Below are 19,197 nucleotides of genomic sequence, written 5' to 3'. Positions count from 1 at the left end.
GTATTAACTTTTCAAGGGACAGATATATGTAAATCCCATTAGGGATTAGCAACTATAGTTTTAGATTCAAGGGGCTTTTGACCCCAACATCATTAGATAGAAAATACATCATTTTTTATCTTTTTCGCCATAAAAAATGCCATTTTAGATAGAAAATGTACTATTTCTTATCTTTTTCCCCTATTTTTTATCCATTCTGCAATTTATGAAGCAGATATAGCATCCAGGGCTTCTTGAGTCTACCTACAACAGCTACTATCTTTAGCTTCCACTCCAAATCTCTTAAGCTGATCTTCTCAAAGGCTGTCTTGTAGGGTTCAAGTTCCATATATCTACAGGCAGTGGAGAGCTGTTCTTTTCTACTTTCTTTCTTTTCCTTGTTGAAAAAGCACAGTCTGCAGCAGATGGCAAAGCTCTTTATGACACGGGCATAGAGGGCGGTCATCTGGGCTTCTTTTTTCTCTTCATCAGCTGATATTTCTTGATTCTGGAGATTTTGTCTCTTGATTTGCCGATTCTCCTGTACTTCTGATTTCTCATTTATCATCTCATACAGATGCCAGAAGGCCTTGATATCCTGCTGGGGTCTGTCTGGCCTGTAGCTATTGGTGATTGATGAGTTTACTACCTGATAGTGATACAGAAATGATGGCACGTAGCTTACGACCTTTGCCTTGCCAAAGGCTTCAAAGTTAAAGCACATGTCATCAAGGACTCTTAAGTTTTCCGGGAATTTGAGATTATTAGACCGGAGGAATTCTGCTCTATAGAGTTTGTCCCAGGGGGCAGCCAGAGGGACATTTTTGTAGAATTTAAAATCATAAACCGAGGCAGCCATGTAAGGATACAGAATCTGGCAGCGCATAGACTGTATGTCGTCTGCTTCTTCTGTACAAAAGCCGTACTTGGCATGAGGGTTCATTTGAGTCTTTACAGCTTCTCTTCCATTTCTATCCCTGATCATATCCTTATAGGCATCAAAAATAACAATGTCAGCCCCATACTGCATTGCATGAGCGTAGGGAATTTCGAAGAATCTCTCAGATACGTAGTCATCTGGATCGGCAAAAGAAATATAGTCTCCGCAGGCTGCCTGTAGCCCTGCGTTTCTAGCGGCTGCGGGGCCTTTATTCTTCTGATGGATAACGGAGATAAAATCGTACTCATAAGAATACTCATCACAGATAGAGCCCGAATCATCAGTTGAACCGTCATCTACAAGTATTATTTCATAATCTGTTGTGGGTATAGTCTGGTTTATAAGGCTGTCAAGGCATCTTCTGAGATATTTTGAAACATTATAAACAGGAACTATACAAGAGATTTTCTTATGCATTCAGAGAGGGCCTCCCCACTTCCTCGTCTTACAAAGATATGTCTGTCATCTGGTTTAAAGATTTCACGATTGGCAGTTGTGTCTGCCAGGATCATTTTCTTGCCGAGTGCCTCATATATAAAGGCTTTTCCTGGAATTGTTCTGTCAGCCTTATCTATCTCGGCTTTGAAATGTCCTGCAAGGCAAATGTCTGCTTTTTCAATCTGCTCTATGAGTTCTGGCTCTGTGAGCCATTCATGGTATTCCACCTGGCCACTTGTTATAAATGATTGTTGTTCCTTACTCATATATTTTGTACTGCCAATAAATATGCATTTTATTTCGCAGCAAATATCCTTCTTATTCTCAGATAGATAATCACTGATATGCACAACATTTACAGAGTTATTTTCGGAAATAAGAATTCTAAATGCATCAGCCACTATATCTGTACCTTGGAGTGGAAGCCCAGTTCCAAAGTACAGCACTCTTTTAACCTCAGTACTCTCAGCCTCTTTTTTATCATAACAATCAATTTCCGCCTCCAGATACAGAACCTCAAACTTCTCCCGCTCTCCCTCAAACTCTTTTGCAAAATAGTCTGCATCTGCCCTGGTGTCTGTAAGTACAAGATCAGCCTCTTCTACTGTCCTTCTATCAAGCTCCTTACAAAACCTTGCCAAAAGCCCACCAGGCCTTACAAGCTTTCTATCCCAGACCACGGTGTCATAGAGGGATAAGAACATATCTGCTACAACCTGCAGCTTAAAGCTATCTCTTTTACCAGCTGCAATATCAACTGCCCTGTCTCCAAAGGCTATGTCTATGACCTTATCAAGGATGAGCTGAGGCAAGAATCCAACAACTATAACATCAACTCCCTCAAAAGATATCTTTCCAAGTCTCCGCCTGATATTCAGTGCCCTTTTAAGTGGCGTTTTCTTTTCAGAAGAATAGACGCGGACGCTTGCGGCATTTTCTGAAAGTATCCTCTCGAGTTGCCTGGTCCTGATGTAGTCCTTATTCTTAACGGTAATATATACGACATTCTTCGCCTTTATCAGGCTTTTGAATCTTGACTCCGTCATAGTACTGTTTCCTCGTGTGGTACTGAACATCCTGCAGGATTTTTCTATTGGCGCTTATTGTATCTCCCAGGATTCCGATCATCATGCAGACAAAGCCGATGATAATCATGGTGCAGGCAAATATTAGGGACTGGATGTGTCCAGCTCCGCCAAACTTGAAAAAGAAATACAAAAATCTTATCCATATGGCAATTCCCGGCAGTGTTGGAAACAGAGATAGGAAAAGAAATGCCTTCAAAGGTTTATAAATCAGATAAGCCCTGAGTATTGTTAGCATTGAGGTTCTGACATATCCCAGCATAGTTTTGGCAAGTCTCGAGGGCCTGACTGCAGGATTAGTGCTAATAGGAACGCTAATGATTGGGATCTTCTCTCGTCCTGCCTGAACAATGGTTTCCAAAGTGTAGGTATAGTCATTCACCACATTAAGCCTAAGGGCTGCTTCTCTAGAGAAAGCCCTGAATCCACTTGGTGCATCAGGTATGTCAGTCTTGGATGCCTGTCTTACAGCCCAGCTTCCAATCCTCTGCAATCTCTTTTTGATAGGAGAAAAGTCATCAATTTCAAGTATTGGCCTTTCTCCAATTACAATATCTGCCTTCTGCTCCAGGATTGGCTTTATCAGCTTTTCTATATCAGCTCCGCAGTACTGATTATCAGCATCAGTATTTACAATAATGTCCGCTCCATTTTCCAGAGCAACATCGATACCTGCCATGAAGCCCTTGGCAAGTCCCTTGTTCTGGGTGAAGTTAACAATATAGTTAACGCCCCACTGCCTTGCAACCCTTGTAGTTTCATCGCTGCTACCGTCATTTACTATAAGATATTCAATTTGGTCTACCCCTTTGATACTCCTTGGCAGATCGTCTAATGTAGCTCTAAGAGTGCCTTCTTCGTTAAAGCACGGAATCTGTATGATGAGCTTCATTTTTACCCCTCGTTACTTTTCTTCCTGCGCCTCTTCTATATCTTTATCCTTCTTGCTATTACTGATTCCTATTACTACTGAAAGAATGATTATAAGAACCACAAGGACAATAATTGCCCCCTTCCAGACCACGGAACTTACATTTCTCTCCTCTTCCACTCCATAGGATTCTATAACTACTGTATCTGTCTTTTCTTTGCTTTTTAGTTCCTCTTCTGCAGCCTGAGCCATTCTGATGTTTGATGCTTCATTTGATGCGTAGGTTTCGGCACTTATGGCTTCTCTTTTTATATAGAGAACATCTCCTTTATAGAAAATTTCAAACCACTGATCATCCTGGTTTGTAACAAAGACGCTCTCTCCAGCCTTAAATGAAGCCTTCTGCTCTGAGGACTCATCTTTTTGCAAAAAAGCTACAGCATCATTATCAAGAACCATCACCTGCCCTTTATAGCTCACTGCATTAGAATCCTGTGCATTAGACCTGGCACAGGCAAAGGGGCTTGTCAAAAGAACTATTAATGCCATCAAAGCACATAAAAACAATACTCTTTTTCTCATCATTCCTCCTGATAAAATAAAGCTAAATGGGCAAGTATCCAGTCATCATTATAAAACGCGTCTGCTTCTTTCATATATTTGCCACCGGTATCCAGAATAAGAATTACATCCTCATCAAGATATTGCCCAAGGTCTATATCTTGAAACTCTGCATTTATTGCACAAATACTGGCATCCTTATTTTCCAGCTGGATAATCCCTATATATGGAACGCCCTTCTCATATACGTGAATGATTCTCCTGTCCGGGTATCTATCCCTGATTTCTTCAAGCTTTTGCCCCAGCACTACATCTCCGTAGATATAGGACTGGTTGTCAAAAATAAAATGCTCGCAGGCCTTAAACCCGAGAATCACCTGAACTACTATGAGAAAAATAAGGATTGTTTGCATACTGTATCTTCTGTACAAATAGACTACGACAAACACAAAAATGCAAATAGCAAAGTGCAACATGCTTTCTTTTATCAAATAGGCCATTGTGTTTGTCAAAGGAGTTGTTACAAAATAACTCATGCCTACCATGGTAAATGCATGTACATCATTCATATGTGTCAGATTATCTGCAATCACGCAAAATGCAACCGCATCCAAAGTCAGCTCAAGGCCTGTAAATATCACAAACTTCTTAAAAAGGTGCTTGCAGGCAAGCATTTCAGGTATTCCCACAGCAAACAGCAGTGGAAGAATTATATCTATATATCTTCCATGCAGGAAGTTATCAAGTCTGTCGCTATCTATTGCTGAAGCTCCATTCAGGTACAAAAGAGCTACCATAAACTGCATTAGTACAACCAGGAAAATGAAGAAAAAAAGATAATCTCTTTCCCCTGCATTTTTCTTTTTATACTTACCAATAAATTTCAGACTTTTCTTTGTAAGTAAGGCCAGGCCAAAATACCCTATCCCCATAGTTGAAAAGCCCAGATATAAAAGCTTGCCGCATAGATCCTTTAAAAAGTTCAGAATTCCATTTATGCTTAAAAACTTTGAAAGTCTGTATAGTATGCCTGAATAATCGTTCCAGGCTAATACTTCTTTAGAAGTTCCTTGGTATAGAACTTCAACAACTTTATCTTTTATAATAAAGCTTGCAGCAAACATGATCGGAATAAGTATGATTACTAGAATATACTTTTTGCTGAAAGCGTGTTTTCTTTTTCCAAATGCCCATATAAATAGAGTTATAAAGCCTGCGGCTATCATCCCAAGACAGCGCATATGGACAAAATATGAATATAGAAGAGTAATTCCAAATAATAATCCTCTAATTGCAGATGGTTTTTCCGTAAATCTCATGAATAGGAATATCGATAAAACCACTAGAAAATTAAGGATGCTCTCAGTCATTGTTGTCTGAGTATAAAAAATCCAAGCAGGATACAGTACAGATACAGAAGTTATTATCGCTCTTTCATTATTTAAAGTCTCGGGAAAGAGTTTTTTTATTATGAAATAAATAAGTGGAAATGAAGAACATTGAAAAACAAGATTTAATATAACAGCTGCCCTATAAGCCAGGATAGAGCTATCAAAAAAATACAGAAATGGCACCAGTAATATGCTATAACCATAAGAATAAAAGGATCCAAGAGCTGTTATTTGGGACCAGTCATATCCCAAAATTCTGGCTGCTGGAGCCCAGTATCCAAATTCATCAGGATATGCGGTAAACCCATATATGCCCATAAGGCCATAAAGGCAAAAGCATATTGCCACAAGGATTCCAAGTAGCAAAAATGCGTTTTCTTTTACATAAGCTAAGCAGCCCTTTACAGGCTGCTTAGCATTACGTTTTGTACAATTCACATAAGGATTAGTATACAACGAGCGCATAAGATGCGAGTCCACCCTGAATGTTAAATGTAACTGTGTTAGGATCAGTATCCTGATCTGCAAGAACTTCTGTTGCTCCACCAGGAAGAACCTTAATCATAGCATATGTCTTGCCTGCCTGAACCTTTCCAGGAATACCTACTGTTACAGGAACCTGAACGTTAGGATCAAGTTGTGAATACTTCTTGCCTGCCATCTTACCAAAATCTACATTCATAGCTGAAATAACTGTGCCGCCGAGAGCTTTTGCACAGCCATTAAAGCTTGCATATACGGCTGGGCTTGTCTTAGCTGTTACGTCATAAGACTTAACATAAGCTCTCTCGCCTTTTGCGATTGCTGCTCCAGCAGCAACGATAGCTGAATCGTTTGCCTTTACAGCAACACCCTTAAATGATGTAACTGTGCTCGCACCAGCAACTGCTGACTTGATAACCTTGCCGCCTGTTACAACTTGGGTAGCTTCAGGAATAGCAACAGAAGCTGGCTCTGCTGCAGTCTCTGTTGTTGTAGCTGCCGGAGAAGAAGAATCTGTCTCTGCAGCTGCTGTGATAGGCATTACTACAAGCATCCCTGCAAGTGTAACTGTAAGAATCCTCTTGATCAGTTTCATGTTCATTGTTTAAACATCTCCCTTCATAAAAAAGTCTTTTTTATGGATAGCTCATAGTTAGAGCTATCTGACGTCGTTATAAATCCATTATACGATATTACGAATATCTTTCAAGTGTGTTACGATACTCGGAATATACTTGTAAGGCTCCGAAACCGCATTTTCACTTAAAGTATAATGATATATAAACTTTTTATAAAAAAGGAGATTTTTCATGGCAGATTCACCTCTAGCCCAGTATTTAAGGCTATTAAGGGATAAATACGACTACAAACAAGACGATGTTGCCAAGTATCTTGGAATAACAAGAGCAACTTATTCCCATTATGAAACCTCGAGACTGATGCCTCCAACAGAAGCGCTATACAAGCTTTCAATATTCTACAAAATTCCGTTAAACAAGCTGATCAAACTTTCTATCGCAAGTTCAAAAGGCGAGAATCAGACATTAGATGCACAAGTCGTACTTGATACAGAATCTGACCTTCAGGCTGATTTTGATGGACTATATCAGGACTTCCTTTCTGAATGCGCTGATATGTCAGCACCTCAGCTCAAGAAATGGACTTCCATGGAAGATTTGGAAATGCTCTATTACTATCATCAGATTAATAGCCGAGACAAACGAGTTATCAACTATTTACTTAGACTTATGGCACTTAATATAAAATAAAAAAGATACTTGGAAATCTCCAGGTATCTTTTTTATTACAGGATAGAAAGACTAGGCGTCTTCTATCTGATTACATATTATCAAATCTTCATTGCAATGTCCCATGCGCCCCAAACTGCACTTCTTACATTGCCGACCTTCTTGCAGTCACCAAGGAGGTGAACGTTCTTGGCAGGCTGGATAAGAGGTGTTGCATGGTAGCCAACGGACATGATAATAGAATCTGCAGGAAGTGTTACGCTTCTTCCATCTCCAGCATTAATAACTACGCTGTCTTCTGTAATCTTGACTACGCCAGCCTTAAGGTAAACTGGCACTTTATTGGTCTTAAAGCAGTCGCGAAGGTAACTTGTATTAGCAAGGCACATGTTCTTGACTGAAATAAGATCATCCTTCATCTCAACAATCTGAGGGTTCTTGCCCTTTCTAAAGAGGTCAAGAGCAATCTCGCAGCCTGTAAGGCCGCCGCCGATGATTACAACATTTTTACCAACTTCTTTCTTCTCAAGCAGGTAATCTGTGGCATCCATAGCATACTCAGCTGCACCAGGAATCGGGATATGGTTAGCCTCAGCACCTGTTGCAATGATGTATTCATCTGCCTGAGGAAGGCTGTCAGCCTTGATCTCAGTGTTCATGTGAACCTCAACGCCAAGCTTTTTAAGCTGTTTCTTCTGCCATTCGATGAGCTCTTTATCTTTTTCCTTGAACTCAGGAGCAGCGGCTGCAATAAATACACCACCAAGCTCGGATGTCTTCTCATAAAGAACTGGCTCGTGTCCGCGAAGGGCAAGGATTCTTGCTGCCTCCATTCCACCGATACCACCACCGATGATAGCAACTCTCTTTGGCTCCTTGGTAGGAACAACCTTATATTTCTTACTCTGCATGCTGCGAGGGTTAACTGCGCATTTGCACATTCCGGCAGACTCAGAAAGGTCCTGATCGTTGGCACTATTACCATGTTTAGTCAGGTTAAAGCAAGCTGTATGACAGCAGATACAAGGACGAATGTCGTCTTCTCTGCCTCTCTCAATCTTGGCAACCCACTTAGGATCAGCAAGGAACTGTCTGCCAACAGCCATAGCATCAATATCGCCCTTCTTTATGGCTGCTGCGCCAACTGTAGGCTCCATCTTACCTGCACATACTACAGGTATATCTACAAACTTCTTGATATGGCTAACATCCTCAAGGTTACAGTTCTGAGGCATGTACTGTGGTGGATGTGCCCAGTACCATGCGTCATAGGTTCCGTTATCGCAGTTGAGCATGTCATAGCCAGCATCCTGAAGGTATTTGGCAGCCTTCTCTGACTCTTCCATATCACGTCCGATTTCTTCAAAGTCCTCACCAGGCATAGCGCCGTACTGGAAGGCCTTTGTCATGGAACGAACTGAATAACGCAGAGAAACAGGGAAATCCTTGCCACACTTTTTCTTTATCTCCTGAACGATTTCTACCGCAAAACGGTATCTGTTCTCAAAAGAACCGCCGTATTCGTCAGTTCTGTGATTTGTATAGCCAAGTGTAAACTGATCAAGAAGATATCCTTCATGAACAGCGTGAACCTCTATACCATCAACTCCAGCTTCCTTGCAAAGTCTTGCAGTCTCGCCAAAAGCATAGATGATATCATGGATTTCATCTACAGTCAGTGGCCTTGTCATTACATCGTCAGCCCATCTGTTAGGTAGAACTGATGGTGCTGCTGTAAGATACTCAGGGTCAATGTAGGGCTTTGCTACCGCTCCAAGCTTCTTATTCTGAATAAGCATTTTAAGTGGCTCAGTCAGAGCAAAAGACCTTCCAAATCCGGCAGTAAGCTGCACGAACATCTTGGCACCTGTCGCATGTACCTGATCCATAAATCCCGCAAGCTGCTTAAACTTGCCTGGGTTCTGATATAACCACTTTCCTCCCAGCATATCTTTTACCGGAGCAATTCCAGGTATTACAAGACCGCAATCGTGCTTGGCAATCTTGAGAAGGAGCCTGGCTGCTTCTTTATCAAAGTGGCTTCCCCCTGGCTCCATCCAGCCAAAGATACAGGTTCCACCCATAGGAGCCAGCACAATCCTGTTCTTGATTTCAAGATTGCCTACCTTCCAGGGTGTAAATAATGCTTCATATTCCTGTTTCAAAATATAACCCCCTTTTTACTTATTTTTCTTCCCCAGATGCAGTTCTTTCATGCCATCTACTTCATCACACACAGCCTTCATAGAGCAGTGCCCGCAGTCTGTGGGCATTCCGTCCAGAATATGTGTGAGTGTCTTTGTAATGGTAGAAGCCTTTTCTGCGTTTGGAACAAGACTCTTAACCATTTCTTTGTCAGTAATAAATATTACGCGAACATGCTTAACCTCAGGAAGTTCCTTGTACTTCTTTATATATAGGGAACCAACCTTGGCAAAAGAGATTCCTCCTGCCAAAGCCCCCTGGCTGATCCTTATCTGTTCCTGGTTACTACTAGCTGATACTCTCACCATGTAGCCCTTAGGAAAAACATGATATCTCACAAACTCAAGATTTCTGATAGAAGCAAAAGCTTTTTCAGTGTCCTTATCTTCCTGAAGGTCCTCTGTTTCCAGAATAACTATTCTGGCAAAACCACAGCTGCCCTTAATTTCACTAATATCAGATCCATATACCAGTACTTCATCCTCAGTAACAATACCTGAAGTCGTAACCAGTGTGTAATTAACAGAAGGATTTCCCTCAGAGCCCAGCTCCTTGGCTGCATCTCTCTGCATAATAAACTCACTGCTACCATTATCCTTCCAGAATGATCCAGTATATGAGTATCGTTTTATACTCTCACCACCAGCAGCAAGTGCGTTCATGGTATCTGATATTATATTGTCATATAGTTTCATACTTCTACATCCTTGTTATCTAAACTTCTACTTCCTATTACATCAGAATTTAAGGTCCTGTTTCTTGCGATCGAAAATCTTATTTACGAAAGTGTAGAACCAGGCCATAAGCTTCTGATCAAGATTCCAGAAATAGATAACAAATAAAACGCCTGTGACAATTGTCAGCACCTTTATTATTTTTCCGATTATTCTAAGCGCCTTGTCCATGCATTTATCCTTTCTCTTTAAACTAATTACTTAGCAAGACCTTTCTGTCTTGCATACTCTGCTGCGCCAAGAGCTCCCATAAGCTGAGGATCTGTTGAAAGATTTACAACTTTAAGCTTAAGTACCTGCTCGATAGCAGCCTTAAGACCTTCATTCTTGGCACATCCACCTGTAAGTGTGATAGAATCTGTTGCTCCAGCCTTCTTGGACATTACAAAACATCTCTTAGCTACAGCCATTTCGATACCAGCTGCAATCTCATCCATAGGCTTGCCTTCACCAACAAGTGTGATGACCTCAGACTCAGCAAATACAGTACACTGAGCTGTGATAGGAATAACGTTTTTGGCCTTAAGAGAAAGCTTTGAGAAGTCCTCTAGACTCATTTCAAATGATCTTGCCATAGCTTCAAAGAATCTACCTGTTCCAGCAGCACACTTATCGTTCATGGCAAAGTTCTTAACTGTTCCATCTGTATCAATAGCAATACCCTTAACGTCCTGTCCACCGATATCGATGATAGCCTTTACGCTAGGATTTGTTACATGTACACCCATAGCGTGGCAAGAAATCTCAGAAATATTCTCATCAGCAAAAGGAACCTTGTTACGTCCATAACCTGTACCAATAAGGTATGTAAGGTCCTTTGAACTGTTAAGATCAGGAACCTGGCTGCATACTTCCTTCATAGCCATTTCTGCTGACTCCTGAGCAATGATTTTGCTCTTAAGAGTTGTATTGGCAACCATCTTGCCAGTCTCGTCAATAATTACTGCCTTTGTGTAGGTTGATCCTACATCACATCCACCAAAATACTTCATTTTTTATATTCCTCTCTTATGAATAATATTCTTTTATCTTACTCTGCTGTGGGATTCTCACTAGGCTCGTAAATACCTCGCCAAGTGCTCTGCTCACCACGACGTGTCATCCTCAAAATCCACCAGTGATGGATCTACAGGCTCTGCCTTCATAACTGTTCTCATAAATTCATTTACAGAAGCACGCATATCTTTTCTTGAAACTGTTCTTGGATCCATAAGGTCGTGGCTGCACCACAAGAGCTTGATGCCACGCTCTCTTGCCTGATCTTCAAAAAGTCCCTGAACTGTTGCCATGTTCTTGCAGGATACGTGCTGATACATAAGAACAAAATCTACGTTCCAGGCTTCGCACTGTCTCCAGAGCTCTGTTACAACGTGGTCATAACCACCGTTTGTATGTCTTCTCATGACCATTCGCTCATAAAGTCTTGCAAGGTCCTTAAGTGCCTCTTCTTTATTCTCTGTTTCCAGTGGCTTTGTGAAGTTAAGTGACTCCATTTCTACCAGGATATCTACGCCCCAGCAGTTAGCCATCCAGTTAGAGAAGTTTGCATAGTAGTGAGCTGGTATAGACCAAACAATTGCTCTGTACTTCATCTTGCCGCGCCAAGGTTCATCCTTGCACTCGTAAGCTTTTTTCATGAGCTTATCTACATTGTAGAAGGTCTTGATGATTCTTGGGTCAAGTCCTCCATCCATCTCATAGTTCCATTTTCTAAAGAGCTCGTAACATGGACCAATGAGCTGAGGATGATCTGTCTGGTTGATCTCCCACTTTTCAAGCTCGTATTTAGTCTCGGTGTTAAAGCGCTTCATGGCTGCAAAATATGCATCCCAGTTCCACTTAGCACCTGTGTTGTCTTCGATAAACTTGATGCAGCCCTTGATATCTTTTACCGCTGCATCCATTATGGACTCGTCCTCATATCTTACAGGGAATGCCAGATGATATGTAGGAAGATCCTTGAACCTTCGTCCTGTATAGGAAGAAGCCATTACTGAGCCATCGCAGGGCATTGAGCTAGAAATAAAGCAGGCGCCCATATGGGGAAGAGCATCTATGACTGCTGCGCCACACTCAGATGATGGAACAGGGCAGGTGTCTGACGGAAGTCCATAGGACTCAACTGCGTCAATATATGGCATACATGCCAGCTGATCGATTTCTGACAAAAGAAATACCGGCATCAGCTGATAAGGAATACCAATAAGATCAGGAAAACCAGCCATGATCTGTGACATTGTCATCTCATCAAAAAGAACTATCTTCTTGGAAAGTTCCTTGGAATTACCAACCTTCTCATCTGACTTCATAAGAAGTACAAGGTTCTCTGCAACATATCTGAATATTGCATAGATGAGTTCGTGGTGCATCTTAAGAGCTCTGCCGCGAAGTCCCATTGTGTTCTTGTCCATAAAGGAGTGACAGCAAAAATATGAAACCATCCATCTGTAATGAACAGTCCCCATAAGGGCTGGAACAAGGTCCTTACTAAAGGTTGCAAGAAGCATTGCCCACATCTTGCCCCATTCATAGAAGTCTACTCCAGTGTCCTTGACACCTCTCCACTCTCTTCTGACAGTTGCCATCTTGCCGTTGGCATAGAGCTTACCAAGCTGCTTTTCACCATTGAGAACAAGGTCCTTGACTTCATCAGGGCTCATCTTCTTTAATAGATCAAGTTCATGAGAGAGTCTCTTCTGAATACCCTTAGCATCCTTTTTAGCTGACTTTGCTACTTCGCTCCAGTCTGTCTCTTTTACAATATCTCCTACAATGCCAGCTATTTCCTTTAAATTGGCTGCCTGGGCCTTCCAGTCGATATTGTCCTTTAATCTAAAATTCTTGGGATCAATGTATTTCATCACATTACCTCCCTTTTACTTCTGATTTTCTTGATCTCCAAAGCCTCTACAAAGGCCTGGAATCTGGTACGCAGCTGACCTGAATTATGAACATTATAGGATCTGTCGATTGAAAGGGTAGGCCAGCCATACTCTTCAGTCATGATATGGCTTGCAAGAGGTCTTTCAAAGGCCCAGAAGTCACAGTACTTCATCTGTTCGTAGATGATACCGTCTGCCTTAAACTCTTTTGCCAGCTTATCTACAGTTTCCTTTCTCTGAAGAACCTTCTCTTCTGCCATATATCTGGGGCATTCAGAGGTGAGCATATAGTGTCTTGCAATCTGTCTTACTATATCTTCATGGTCATTTAGCTTTATCTCTTCTCTTCCAGGGAATGATCCATAGCAGAATCTGTCTGCTACTATCATTGCTCCGCTCTCCTCAAGGAGTCTTGAGAAGTTAAGGTCATCAATCTCTGACCCAACTACAAGAACTCTTGCTCTGAACTTGTTCTTGTCATCAGGCTTTCTTGTTTTTATTTCTTCAAGAGTCTCTTTCAGATATGGAAGGATCTTGGCTGTTGGACAGCAATAACTTGCAAGGCAGATAACATGGAACTCATAACCTGTTATCCTTGGATTTTCTTCCTTTCTGAAGTTTCCAATTTCTGTAATTACACGGCACATTTCATTGTGAAGCTCAACAGCCTTTCTGATAGCCTCATCTGAGACATCAGTACCCAGTTTCTCATGCATCACAGCAAGGAGTCTCTCTCTCATCTGAATTGCCACCTGATCAAAATTGTATTCTTCAACCTTGTATGGCACGTCAGTGTGAGTGACAAAAAAATGTGGCTTCTCATTACATTTAAGGATTTCCAGGTGCTCATAGCATCTGTTCATTGCTGAGCAGGCATCAACTCCGGCAATTCCGTCAAGGAAACCGTATCCACCCTCAATACCGTTTTCCAAAAGAGATCTTGCAAACTCGCAAGTGTAGTTTGACATGTAGTAAGTTGAAATATCGATGGAACCTACTCTTGGAGCTCTCATCCTTACAGAAAAGCAGTTGTCCAGATTAAGGAGAACTTCAGGCATGTGATAGCAGGTATAGCCAATTGCGTACTTACCTTCATCCTGTGCTTCCTTAATAAGTGGATTGGACGCATCCTCAAGCCACTTTTCAAAGGTGATCATGTGCTTTAAATCTTGCACTTGTAATACCTTCCTTTCTTAATATTTTTACTTATGTATTTCTCTTAAATAACTTCCAGCTTCTTAAGGGCCTCTTTGGCACCCTTTAGGATGATGGTATCAGAAGGAAGTTCAAAGACGCTGTTTCCTTCAATGTCATTTTCTGTCATTGCATCGTCCTGCTTTATGACTGAGATCACTGGAACACCTCCAATTTCCTCACCCTCGATCTTTTCTGGAAGTGGTGCTCTGTTTACAATAAGACCAATCTTGTCATACATAACAAGTTCATCCGCAACATTTTTAATGGTCTCAATGATCTGAAGCCCCTTACGGCTCTGATCCGACACGCAGATAAGATGAGTTACTTTTTCAAGAACTCTTCTGTTGATCTGCTCAATTCCTGCCTCGCCGTCAATTACTACATAATCAAAATCATCAACAAGCATTTCAATAACTTTGCGCAGATAAGTATTGATCGCGCAGTAACATCCAGCTGATTCAGGTCTTCCAATTGCAAGGAAGGCAAATCCGTTTTTCTCAACCATTGTGTCGTAGAGCTGGAATTTAGCTTCTGCCAGGATGTCCTGTGTGTCTTTTAACTTGCCAGTTACATCCTCTGCAACCTTTTTCCTGATCTCATCAAGTGTAAGCTCAGGTTTAACTCCAAGAGCAACTGACAGTCCCACAGCAGGGTCTGCGTCAATTGCCAGAATCTTTTTATCCGGATGTTCTTCCGTAAGTATGCGCACGATAGAGGCAGAAAGAGAAGTCTTACCTACTCCGCCCTTACCTGTAAGCGCTATGATCTTTGTATCTTTTCCCATTTATTAAACCTAATACCTTATAATTGTTTCCTTTTTATCAGAGACTTTTTAAGACCTCTGCAAGAAGGTCGTTGCCCTGATCATAAAAACGCATAGCTTCATGGATCTTTTCTGAAAGCTCAGCCTTACCCTGATCAGAAAGAGCATGTGCCACTCCGTGTAGTTCCTCTGTGTGATGCACATTGTGCTGATGCATGTGATCTAAAAGAGCCTTTAATTTCTCAGGAGAATCTATGGCGCCGTGGTCATGGTGATGATCATGATGCTCGTGGTCGTGCTTACCCTCGCATTCGTGATCGTGGGTATAACTATGCTCGTGTTCATGCTCATGGCCATCATGTTCATGAGTATGTGTGTATGTATGTGTATGTTCTGACATTTCAGCCTCTCTAAAAAAATAGATTTTAATAAATCTCTGTATACTCTCTTGGCTCAAGAATATCTTTTTTCATGTATGGAATCTTTGTGTTGTCTTCGCGTTTCATATTGTCGAATCTCTTTACCATGAATGGCTCCCAGATGTAATACATGAACTTGCCATCAAGATCCCAGTAAAAAACAACAAAGAGAATGCCGTATATTACTGCACAGATTCCAAAAAGCTTCTTTAAGAATCTTAAAAATCCTTTCATCTTATATCCTTTCCTGTATATATTCCTAATTACCTAATAATACGTAACTGCTGGCAGTAAAACCTATTACCAGCTCTTGTCGTCGTCGAATTCAACCAGTGTTGGATCAAGTGGCTCCTCATGCATAACTGTTGTCATGTAGTCGCTTATGATCTTTCTGATTTCTTTTCTCGATACTGTTCTCTTATCAGGAAGAGCATGTGGAACCCAGATAGCATGAATATTACGCTTTCTGAACTCATCCTCGAATACACCGTGGATTCCCTGCATTCCCTTACACTGAAGCTGGTCATACATGATTACCATATCGCAGTTAAAGCGTTCCATATAGTCAAACAGTGAAAGAATATGCTCTTGTCCGCCTACAGCCATTGCTCTCATAGGAGCCTTCTCATTCATCCAGGACAGATCCTCAAGAGCATTCTCATAAGTATCAGTTCTAAGATACTGGTCAAACATAAGTGAATCCATGTTGATGACGCAGTTGATACCCCAGCAGTTGTAAGCCCATGTGCACCAGTGTGAATAATAAAGTGGTGCGCAGCTCCATGCGATGGCACGGTGTCTTGTCTTAGGGAAGGTCTCAATCTTGTTCTTGACTGTCTTGTTCATGATTTTCCTGACGTGCTCATCCATCTCGTGCCAGATTGGTCTGTCACCGTCCTGTGAATAGTAGATACGGTACAGAGCCTGTGCTACGCCACTAATAGGATAATATGGAGTATTGGCTGCAACGTCCCATTTTTCCCATTCAAACTCTGTAAGCTTGTTAAAGGACTGCGCAGTCTTGACATAAGTATCCCAGTCAAATTTAACGCCGTACTGGTCTTCTATGAACTTCCAGCACTGCTCAATCTCTTTCTGATGATTCTTCTGAACAAGAGGATCATCATATCTCATAGGCTGAGGAAGTGCATAAAGAGGACGATCAAGGAACCAGTCCTGTAAAACACTAGTAGCAACTGATCCATCGCAAGCCTCATTGGTAGTAACCATTGCAGGCGCAAAATCAGGATAATCGTCATGAACAAAAAGTCCATATTCAGCCTGGCACATAGGACATGGATCTGAAGGAAGTCCTATGGACTGAGCTGCATCAATATAGTTAAGAACTGTATGGCTATTAACGTGAACTGATACAAAGTATGGGATCATCTCAAGAGGGATGTCCTCAAGCTGTCCTCTGAATGGATAAAAGAAGCTTCCTCCAACAGTCTCGTTGTGGGCAATATTCTTGTCATAGTGCTTGCCTTCTTTGCCACCATGCATCTTCTTGTCTGCAATAAACATTTCCTGGAACTGACGGATGGTCTCACTTACCATTCCGCGATAATGCCAGGCAGAGGCCTTCATAGCCTCTCCACGCATACCCTCCATGCCTCTGTCAAACCAGTGCATAACAGTAAGATATGTCTGTCCCATCCAGCGATATCTCATGGTTCCCTTGGCAAAGTCAATAAGTCCCATTGGGCCATCGCCGTATTTGATGATGTCTGTTACCATGTGAGCGTAGTTATAAAGCCATACCATGTTAAAATAGTACATGGTATCTGGAAGTCCACGCCACTCACGGTGTTTGTAAAGACCTGTATCTCCTACATAGAGATCACCAAGTCTTCTCTCTTCGTGAGGCTTACCATACCAGAAATCTCTGGCCATTTTCTTGATATCTTTAGGCTTATTCTTATCTTCAGGAGCCTTCTCTACAACAAAAAGCTCTCTGTACTTGGCCTTAATATCTTTCATATTAAGCTTCATGCTGTTACTCCCTTCTGCGCATTCTGAATGTGCTTAAGCTCTATACTCTCAACAAAGGCCTGGAATCTGGTACGAAGCTGTCCAACGGCATTGTTGACGTACTCTTTTTCTATAGAACATACTGGAATACCAAAATCTCTTGGGAAGATAAGGGTGTCGATAGTACGCTCATAGCTCCAGTACTCGCAGAACTTCATCTGTGAAATAACGATTCCGTCTGCCTTATACTCTTTTACAATATCTGCAAGATGCTGCTTGCGCTCTCTCATCACGTGCTGATCCATAAATCTTGGGCACTGGCTGGTCTCAAGGTAGTGACGGGCAATTGCACGAAGTGGTGTCTCGCCTTCTCTTACAACAATCTCCTCTCTTCCAGGAAGTGATCCGTAGCAGTGTCTGTCAGCCACAACCAGAGCTCCGCACTCTTCGATGAGCTTGACGAAATTAGGATCATCTTCCTCTGACCCTGCAAGAACTACCTTACATCTGTAGTTCTTCTTGGCATCTGGCTTTCTGGTCTTGAGCTCTTCAGCAATATCGCGGAGTTTGTCAATTATCAGGTATTTAGGGCAAACCAGAGTTGCAAGCATGATTATAGAGAACTCTGTGCCTGTAATAGTAGGCTCATCAAGCTTTCTGTAGCTACCGATCTCAGTTATAAGTCTGCAGATTTCATTGTGCTCTTCTATGGCCTTTAAAAGAGCTGCATCACTAGTATCAATTCCAAAGTGTTCCTTGAGTTTATCAAGGACATGAGCCTTAAGCTGAGTCTCAAAGTGGTCTATTGAATTGTCATTTTTCTTGAATGGAACATCTGTGAATTCACAGAAGAAATCAGGATTCTGAATGATATCCATCATCTGTAAATGCTCCTGGAAACGGCACGTAACAGTGCAGGTTTCAGTAGCCATTTCAGCGTCAAGGAAATTAAAGCCTCCTTCTAAGGCTCTTTCCAAAAGACATCTTCCGTACATACAAGTACGGTTAGACATATAATATGTTGCCATGTCTGGTGAAGTGCTGCGAGGTGCACGAAGACGACAGGAAACGCAGCCAGGCAAATCCAGTAAAACTTCTGGCATGAAATAACATGTATAGCCTAAAACACGCTTACCGTCAGCCTTAGCCTGGCGAATAAGCGCATTATTTGCTTCCTGTAGTAAGTCCTCGAGCTCAAAAATGTGCACGAGATCTTTCATATGAAATTCTCCCCCCATTTATTATTAGAATATTAGATCGTGTATTATTGTTTCTGCCTTACACATTCATAATAATAGCACAAAAGCCCCAAAACTTTAACCCAAATTTTATTTAATTTTTTGTTACATTTTTTGTAAAAAAAATCAAGGAAAACATAGCGATTTTTACCGGATAAAAATAAGTATTTGGATTACATCATCTGAGTATTATGATATACTCATTTCTATGAAAAAAGAAAGGGGTAAGCAAAATGATAAATGGAATGGGCCTTATAACAGGACTTATAATCGGTGCTCTTGCAGGATGGCTTGCAGGAAAATTCATGAACAATAAAGGTGGTCTTTTAAAGAACATCATTCTTGGTGTCATCGGTGGTTTCGTAGGAAACCTCGTTCTTGGACTTGTAGGCATCCACGGAAGCGGCATTATCGGAAACCTTATTGTTGGCGTTATCGGTTCTTGCATTGTAATCTTTGCAGGACGCGCTCTGCTTAAATAACTGTAATAAAAAAGATCCTGAAGTATAGCTTTTTATCTGCTCTACTTCAGGATCTTTTATTTTACATCATTTGCAGTCAATCTTAAGGACTGCGCCTGTAAGGTCTGCAAAGGTCAGATTCCCTCTTACAACCTTCTTTTCACCCATGAGATCAACAAGCGTTATCAATTCCCCATCTATAGAAAGTGATTGAACATACTCCATCAAAATCTCATCCGGATTGTCCGCTCTTACTGCTGTTGAAAGACACATATGTGCTACCTCCCAGTATCATAAGATTGATATATGCATTGCCCATAACCTTCTCTATC

At 41.4% G+C, this 19,197-nt stretch carries 20 protein-coding genes; 2 read left to right on the top strand and 18 right to left on the bottom strand.

What is annotated here, in order from left to right; all coding sequences use genetic code 11:
• Positions 1–187: 187 nt before the first annotated feature.
• The 6 genes from BLO53_RS11750 to BLO53_RS11725 are packed head-to-tail and all read right to left on the bottom strand — an operon-like array spanning position 188 to position 6,349.
• Positions 188–1,336: a glycosyltransferase gene (locus tag BLO53_RS11750; protein WP_092061800.1), complete on the bottom strand. Its 1,149-nt coding sequence runs from the start codon at positions 1,334–1,336 to the stop codon at positions 188–190.
• On the bottom strand, positions 1,312–2,403 hold the full coding sequence (locus tag BLO53_RS11745) for a glycosyltransferase (RefSeq protein WP_092061797.1): 1,092 nt from the start codon (positions 2,401–2,403) through the stop codon (positions 1,312–1,314). Before BLO53_RS11745 ends, BLO53_RS11750 begins: the two co-directional genes overlap by 25 nt.
• Positions 2,342–3,334 (bottom strand): glycosyltransferase family 2 protein, encoded by a 993-nt coding sequence (locus BLO53_RS11740; RefSeq protein WP_092061794.1) that lies wholly within the window; start codon positions 3,332–3,334, stop codon positions 2,342–2,344. Before BLO53_RS11740 ends, BLO53_RS11745 begins: the two co-directional genes overlap by 62 nt.
• Before the next feature lie 12 nt (positions 3,335–3,346).
• Positions 3,347–3,895, bottom strand: coding sequence for a hypothetical protein (locus tag BLO53_RS11735; protein WP_092061791.1), 549 nt, complete (start codon positions 3,893–3,895; stop codon positions 3,347–3,349).
• Positions 3,895–5,730 (bottom strand): ArnT family glycosyltransferase, encoded by a 1,836-nt coding sequence (locus tag BLO53_RS11730; RefSeq protein ID WP_143003242.1) that lies wholly within the window; start codon positions 5,728–5,730, stop codon positions 3,895–3,897. The genes BLO53_RS11735 and BLO53_RS11730 overlap by 1 nt, the downstream gene beginning before the upstream one ends.
• A complete protein-coding gene (locus BLO53_RS11725) occupies positions 5,711–6,349 on the bottom strand; it encodes a hypothetical protein (protein WP_092061785.1) in 639 nt (212 codons plus the stop codon). The genes BLO53_RS11730 and BLO53_RS11725 overlap by 20 nt, the downstream gene beginning before the upstream one ends.
• 208 nt (positions 6,350–6,557) lie before the next feature.
• Here BLO53_RS11725 and BLO53_RS11720 point away from each other — a divergent pair, with 208 nt between their 5' ends.
• Positions 6,558–7,016 (top strand): helix-turn-helix transcriptional regulator, encoded by a 459-nt coding sequence (locus BLO53_RS11720; protein ID WP_092061782.1) that lies wholly within the window; start codon positions 6,558–6,560, stop codon positions 7,014–7,016.
• Between the two features lie 80 nt (positions 7,017–7,096).
• Here BLO53_RS11720 and BLO53_RS11715 read toward each other — a convergent pair whose 3' ends face one another.
• The 11 genes from BLO53_RS11715 to BLO53_RS11670 all read right to left on the bottom strand — a co-directional run bounded on the left by BLO53_RS11715 (position 7,097) and on the right by BLO53_RS11670 (position 18,386).
• Positions 7,097–9,160, bottom strand: coding sequence for an oxidoreductase (locus BLO53_RS11715; protein WP_092061779.1), 2,064 nt, complete (start codon positions 9,158–9,160; stop codon positions 7,097–7,099).
• Between the two features lie 15 nt (positions 9,161–9,175).
• The gene (locus BLO53_RS11710) at positions 9,176–9,895 is read right to left on the bottom strand and encodes a hypothetical protein (RefSeq protein WP_092061776.1); all 720 of its coding nucleotides are present in this window, start codon (positions 9,893–9,895) and stop codon (positions 9,176–9,178) included.
• A 42-nt stretch (positions 9,896–9,937) separates the two neighbouring features.
• Positions 9,938–10,105, bottom strand: coding sequence for a hypothetical protein (locus BLO53_RS19235; protein ID WP_176757260.1), 168 nt, complete (start codon positions 10,103–10,105; stop codon positions 9,938–9,940).
• A 26-nt stretch (positions 10,106–10,131) separates the two neighbouring features.
• The gene (locus BLO53_RS11705; protein ID WP_026488051.1) at positions 10,132–10,926 is read right to left on the bottom strand and encodes an acyl-CoA dehydratase activase; all 795 of its coding nucleotides are present in this window, start codon (positions 10,924–10,926) and stop codon (positions 10,132–10,134) included.
• Positions 10,927–11,019: 93 nt separating this feature from the next.
• Positions 11,020–12,795: a 2-hydroxyacyl-CoA dehydratase family protein gene (locus tag BLO53_RS11700; RefSeq protein WP_242829046.1), complete on the bottom strand. Its 1,776-nt coding sequence runs from the start codon at positions 12,793–12,795 to the stop codon at positions 11,020–11,022.
• Positions 12,795–13,991, bottom strand: a complete 1,197-nt coding sequence (locus BLO53_RS11695) for a 2-hydroxyacyl-CoA dehydratase family protein (protein WP_026488053.1) — start codon at positions 13,989–13,991, stop codon at positions 12,795–12,797. The genes BLO53_RS11700 and BLO53_RS11695 overlap by 1 nt, the downstream gene beginning before the upstream one ends.
• 44 nt (positions 13,992–14,035) lie before the next feature.
• Positions 14,036–14,797: an ATP-binding protein gene (locus BLO53_RS11690; protein ID WP_092061773.1), complete on the bottom strand. Its 762-nt coding sequence runs from the start codon at positions 14,795–14,797 to the stop codon at positions 14,036–14,038.
• 37 nt (positions 14,798–14,834) lie between these two features.
• Positions 14,835–15,176, bottom strand: a complete 342-nt coding sequence (locus BLO53_RS11685; protein ID WP_092061770.1) for a hypothetical protein — start codon at positions 15,174–15,176, stop codon at positions 14,835–14,837.
• Positions 15,177–15,201: 25 nt separating this feature from the next.
• The gene (locus BLO53_RS11680) at positions 15,202–15,429 is read right to left on the bottom strand and encodes a hypothetical protein (protein ID WP_026488055.1); all 228 of its coding nucleotides are present in this window, start codon (positions 15,427–15,429) and stop codon (positions 15,202–15,204) included.
• A 66-nt stretch (positions 15,430–15,495) separates the two neighbouring features.
• Positions 15,496–17,187, bottom strand: a complete 1,692-nt coding sequence (locus tag BLO53_RS11675; RefSeq protein ID WP_092061767.1) for a 2-hydroxyacyl-CoA dehydratase family protein — start codon at positions 17,185–17,187, stop codon at positions 15,496–15,498.
• Positions 17,184–18,386, bottom strand: coding sequence for a 2-hydroxyacyl-CoA dehydratase family protein (locus tag BLO53_RS11670; protein WP_092061764.1), 1,203 nt, complete (start codon positions 18,384–18,386; stop codon positions 17,184–17,186). Before BLO53_RS11670 ends, BLO53_RS11675 begins: the two co-directional genes overlap by 4 nt.
• Before the next feature lie 251 nt (positions 18,387–18,637).
• Here BLO53_RS11670 and BLO53_RS11665 point away from each other — a divergent pair, with 251 nt between their 5' ends.
• Positions 18,638–18,886, top strand: coding sequence for a GlsB/YeaQ/YmgE family stress response membrane protein (locus BLO53_RS11665; protein ID WP_035789112.1), 249 nt, complete (start codon positions 18,638–18,640; stop codon positions 18,884–18,886).
• A 66-nt stretch (positions 18,887–18,952) separates the two neighbouring features.
• On the opposite strand, the gene BLO53_RS11660 is transcribed toward BLO53_RS11665, so the two are convergent.
• Positions 18,953–19,138, bottom strand: coding sequence for a CooT family nickel-binding protein (locus tag BLO53_RS11660; RefSeq protein WP_092061761.1), 186 nt, complete (start codon positions 19,136–19,138; stop codon positions 18,953–18,955).
• Positions 19,139–19,197: the final 59 nt, after the last annotated feature.

Source organism: Butyrivibrio sp. INlla14, assembly GCF_900102515.1.
GTDB lineage: Bacteria > Bacillota > Clostridia > Lachnospirales > Lachnospiraceae > Butyrivibrio.
Note: the sequence above shows the minus strand (reverse complement) of the source record. Positions and strands in the feature narration are given on the sequence as shown.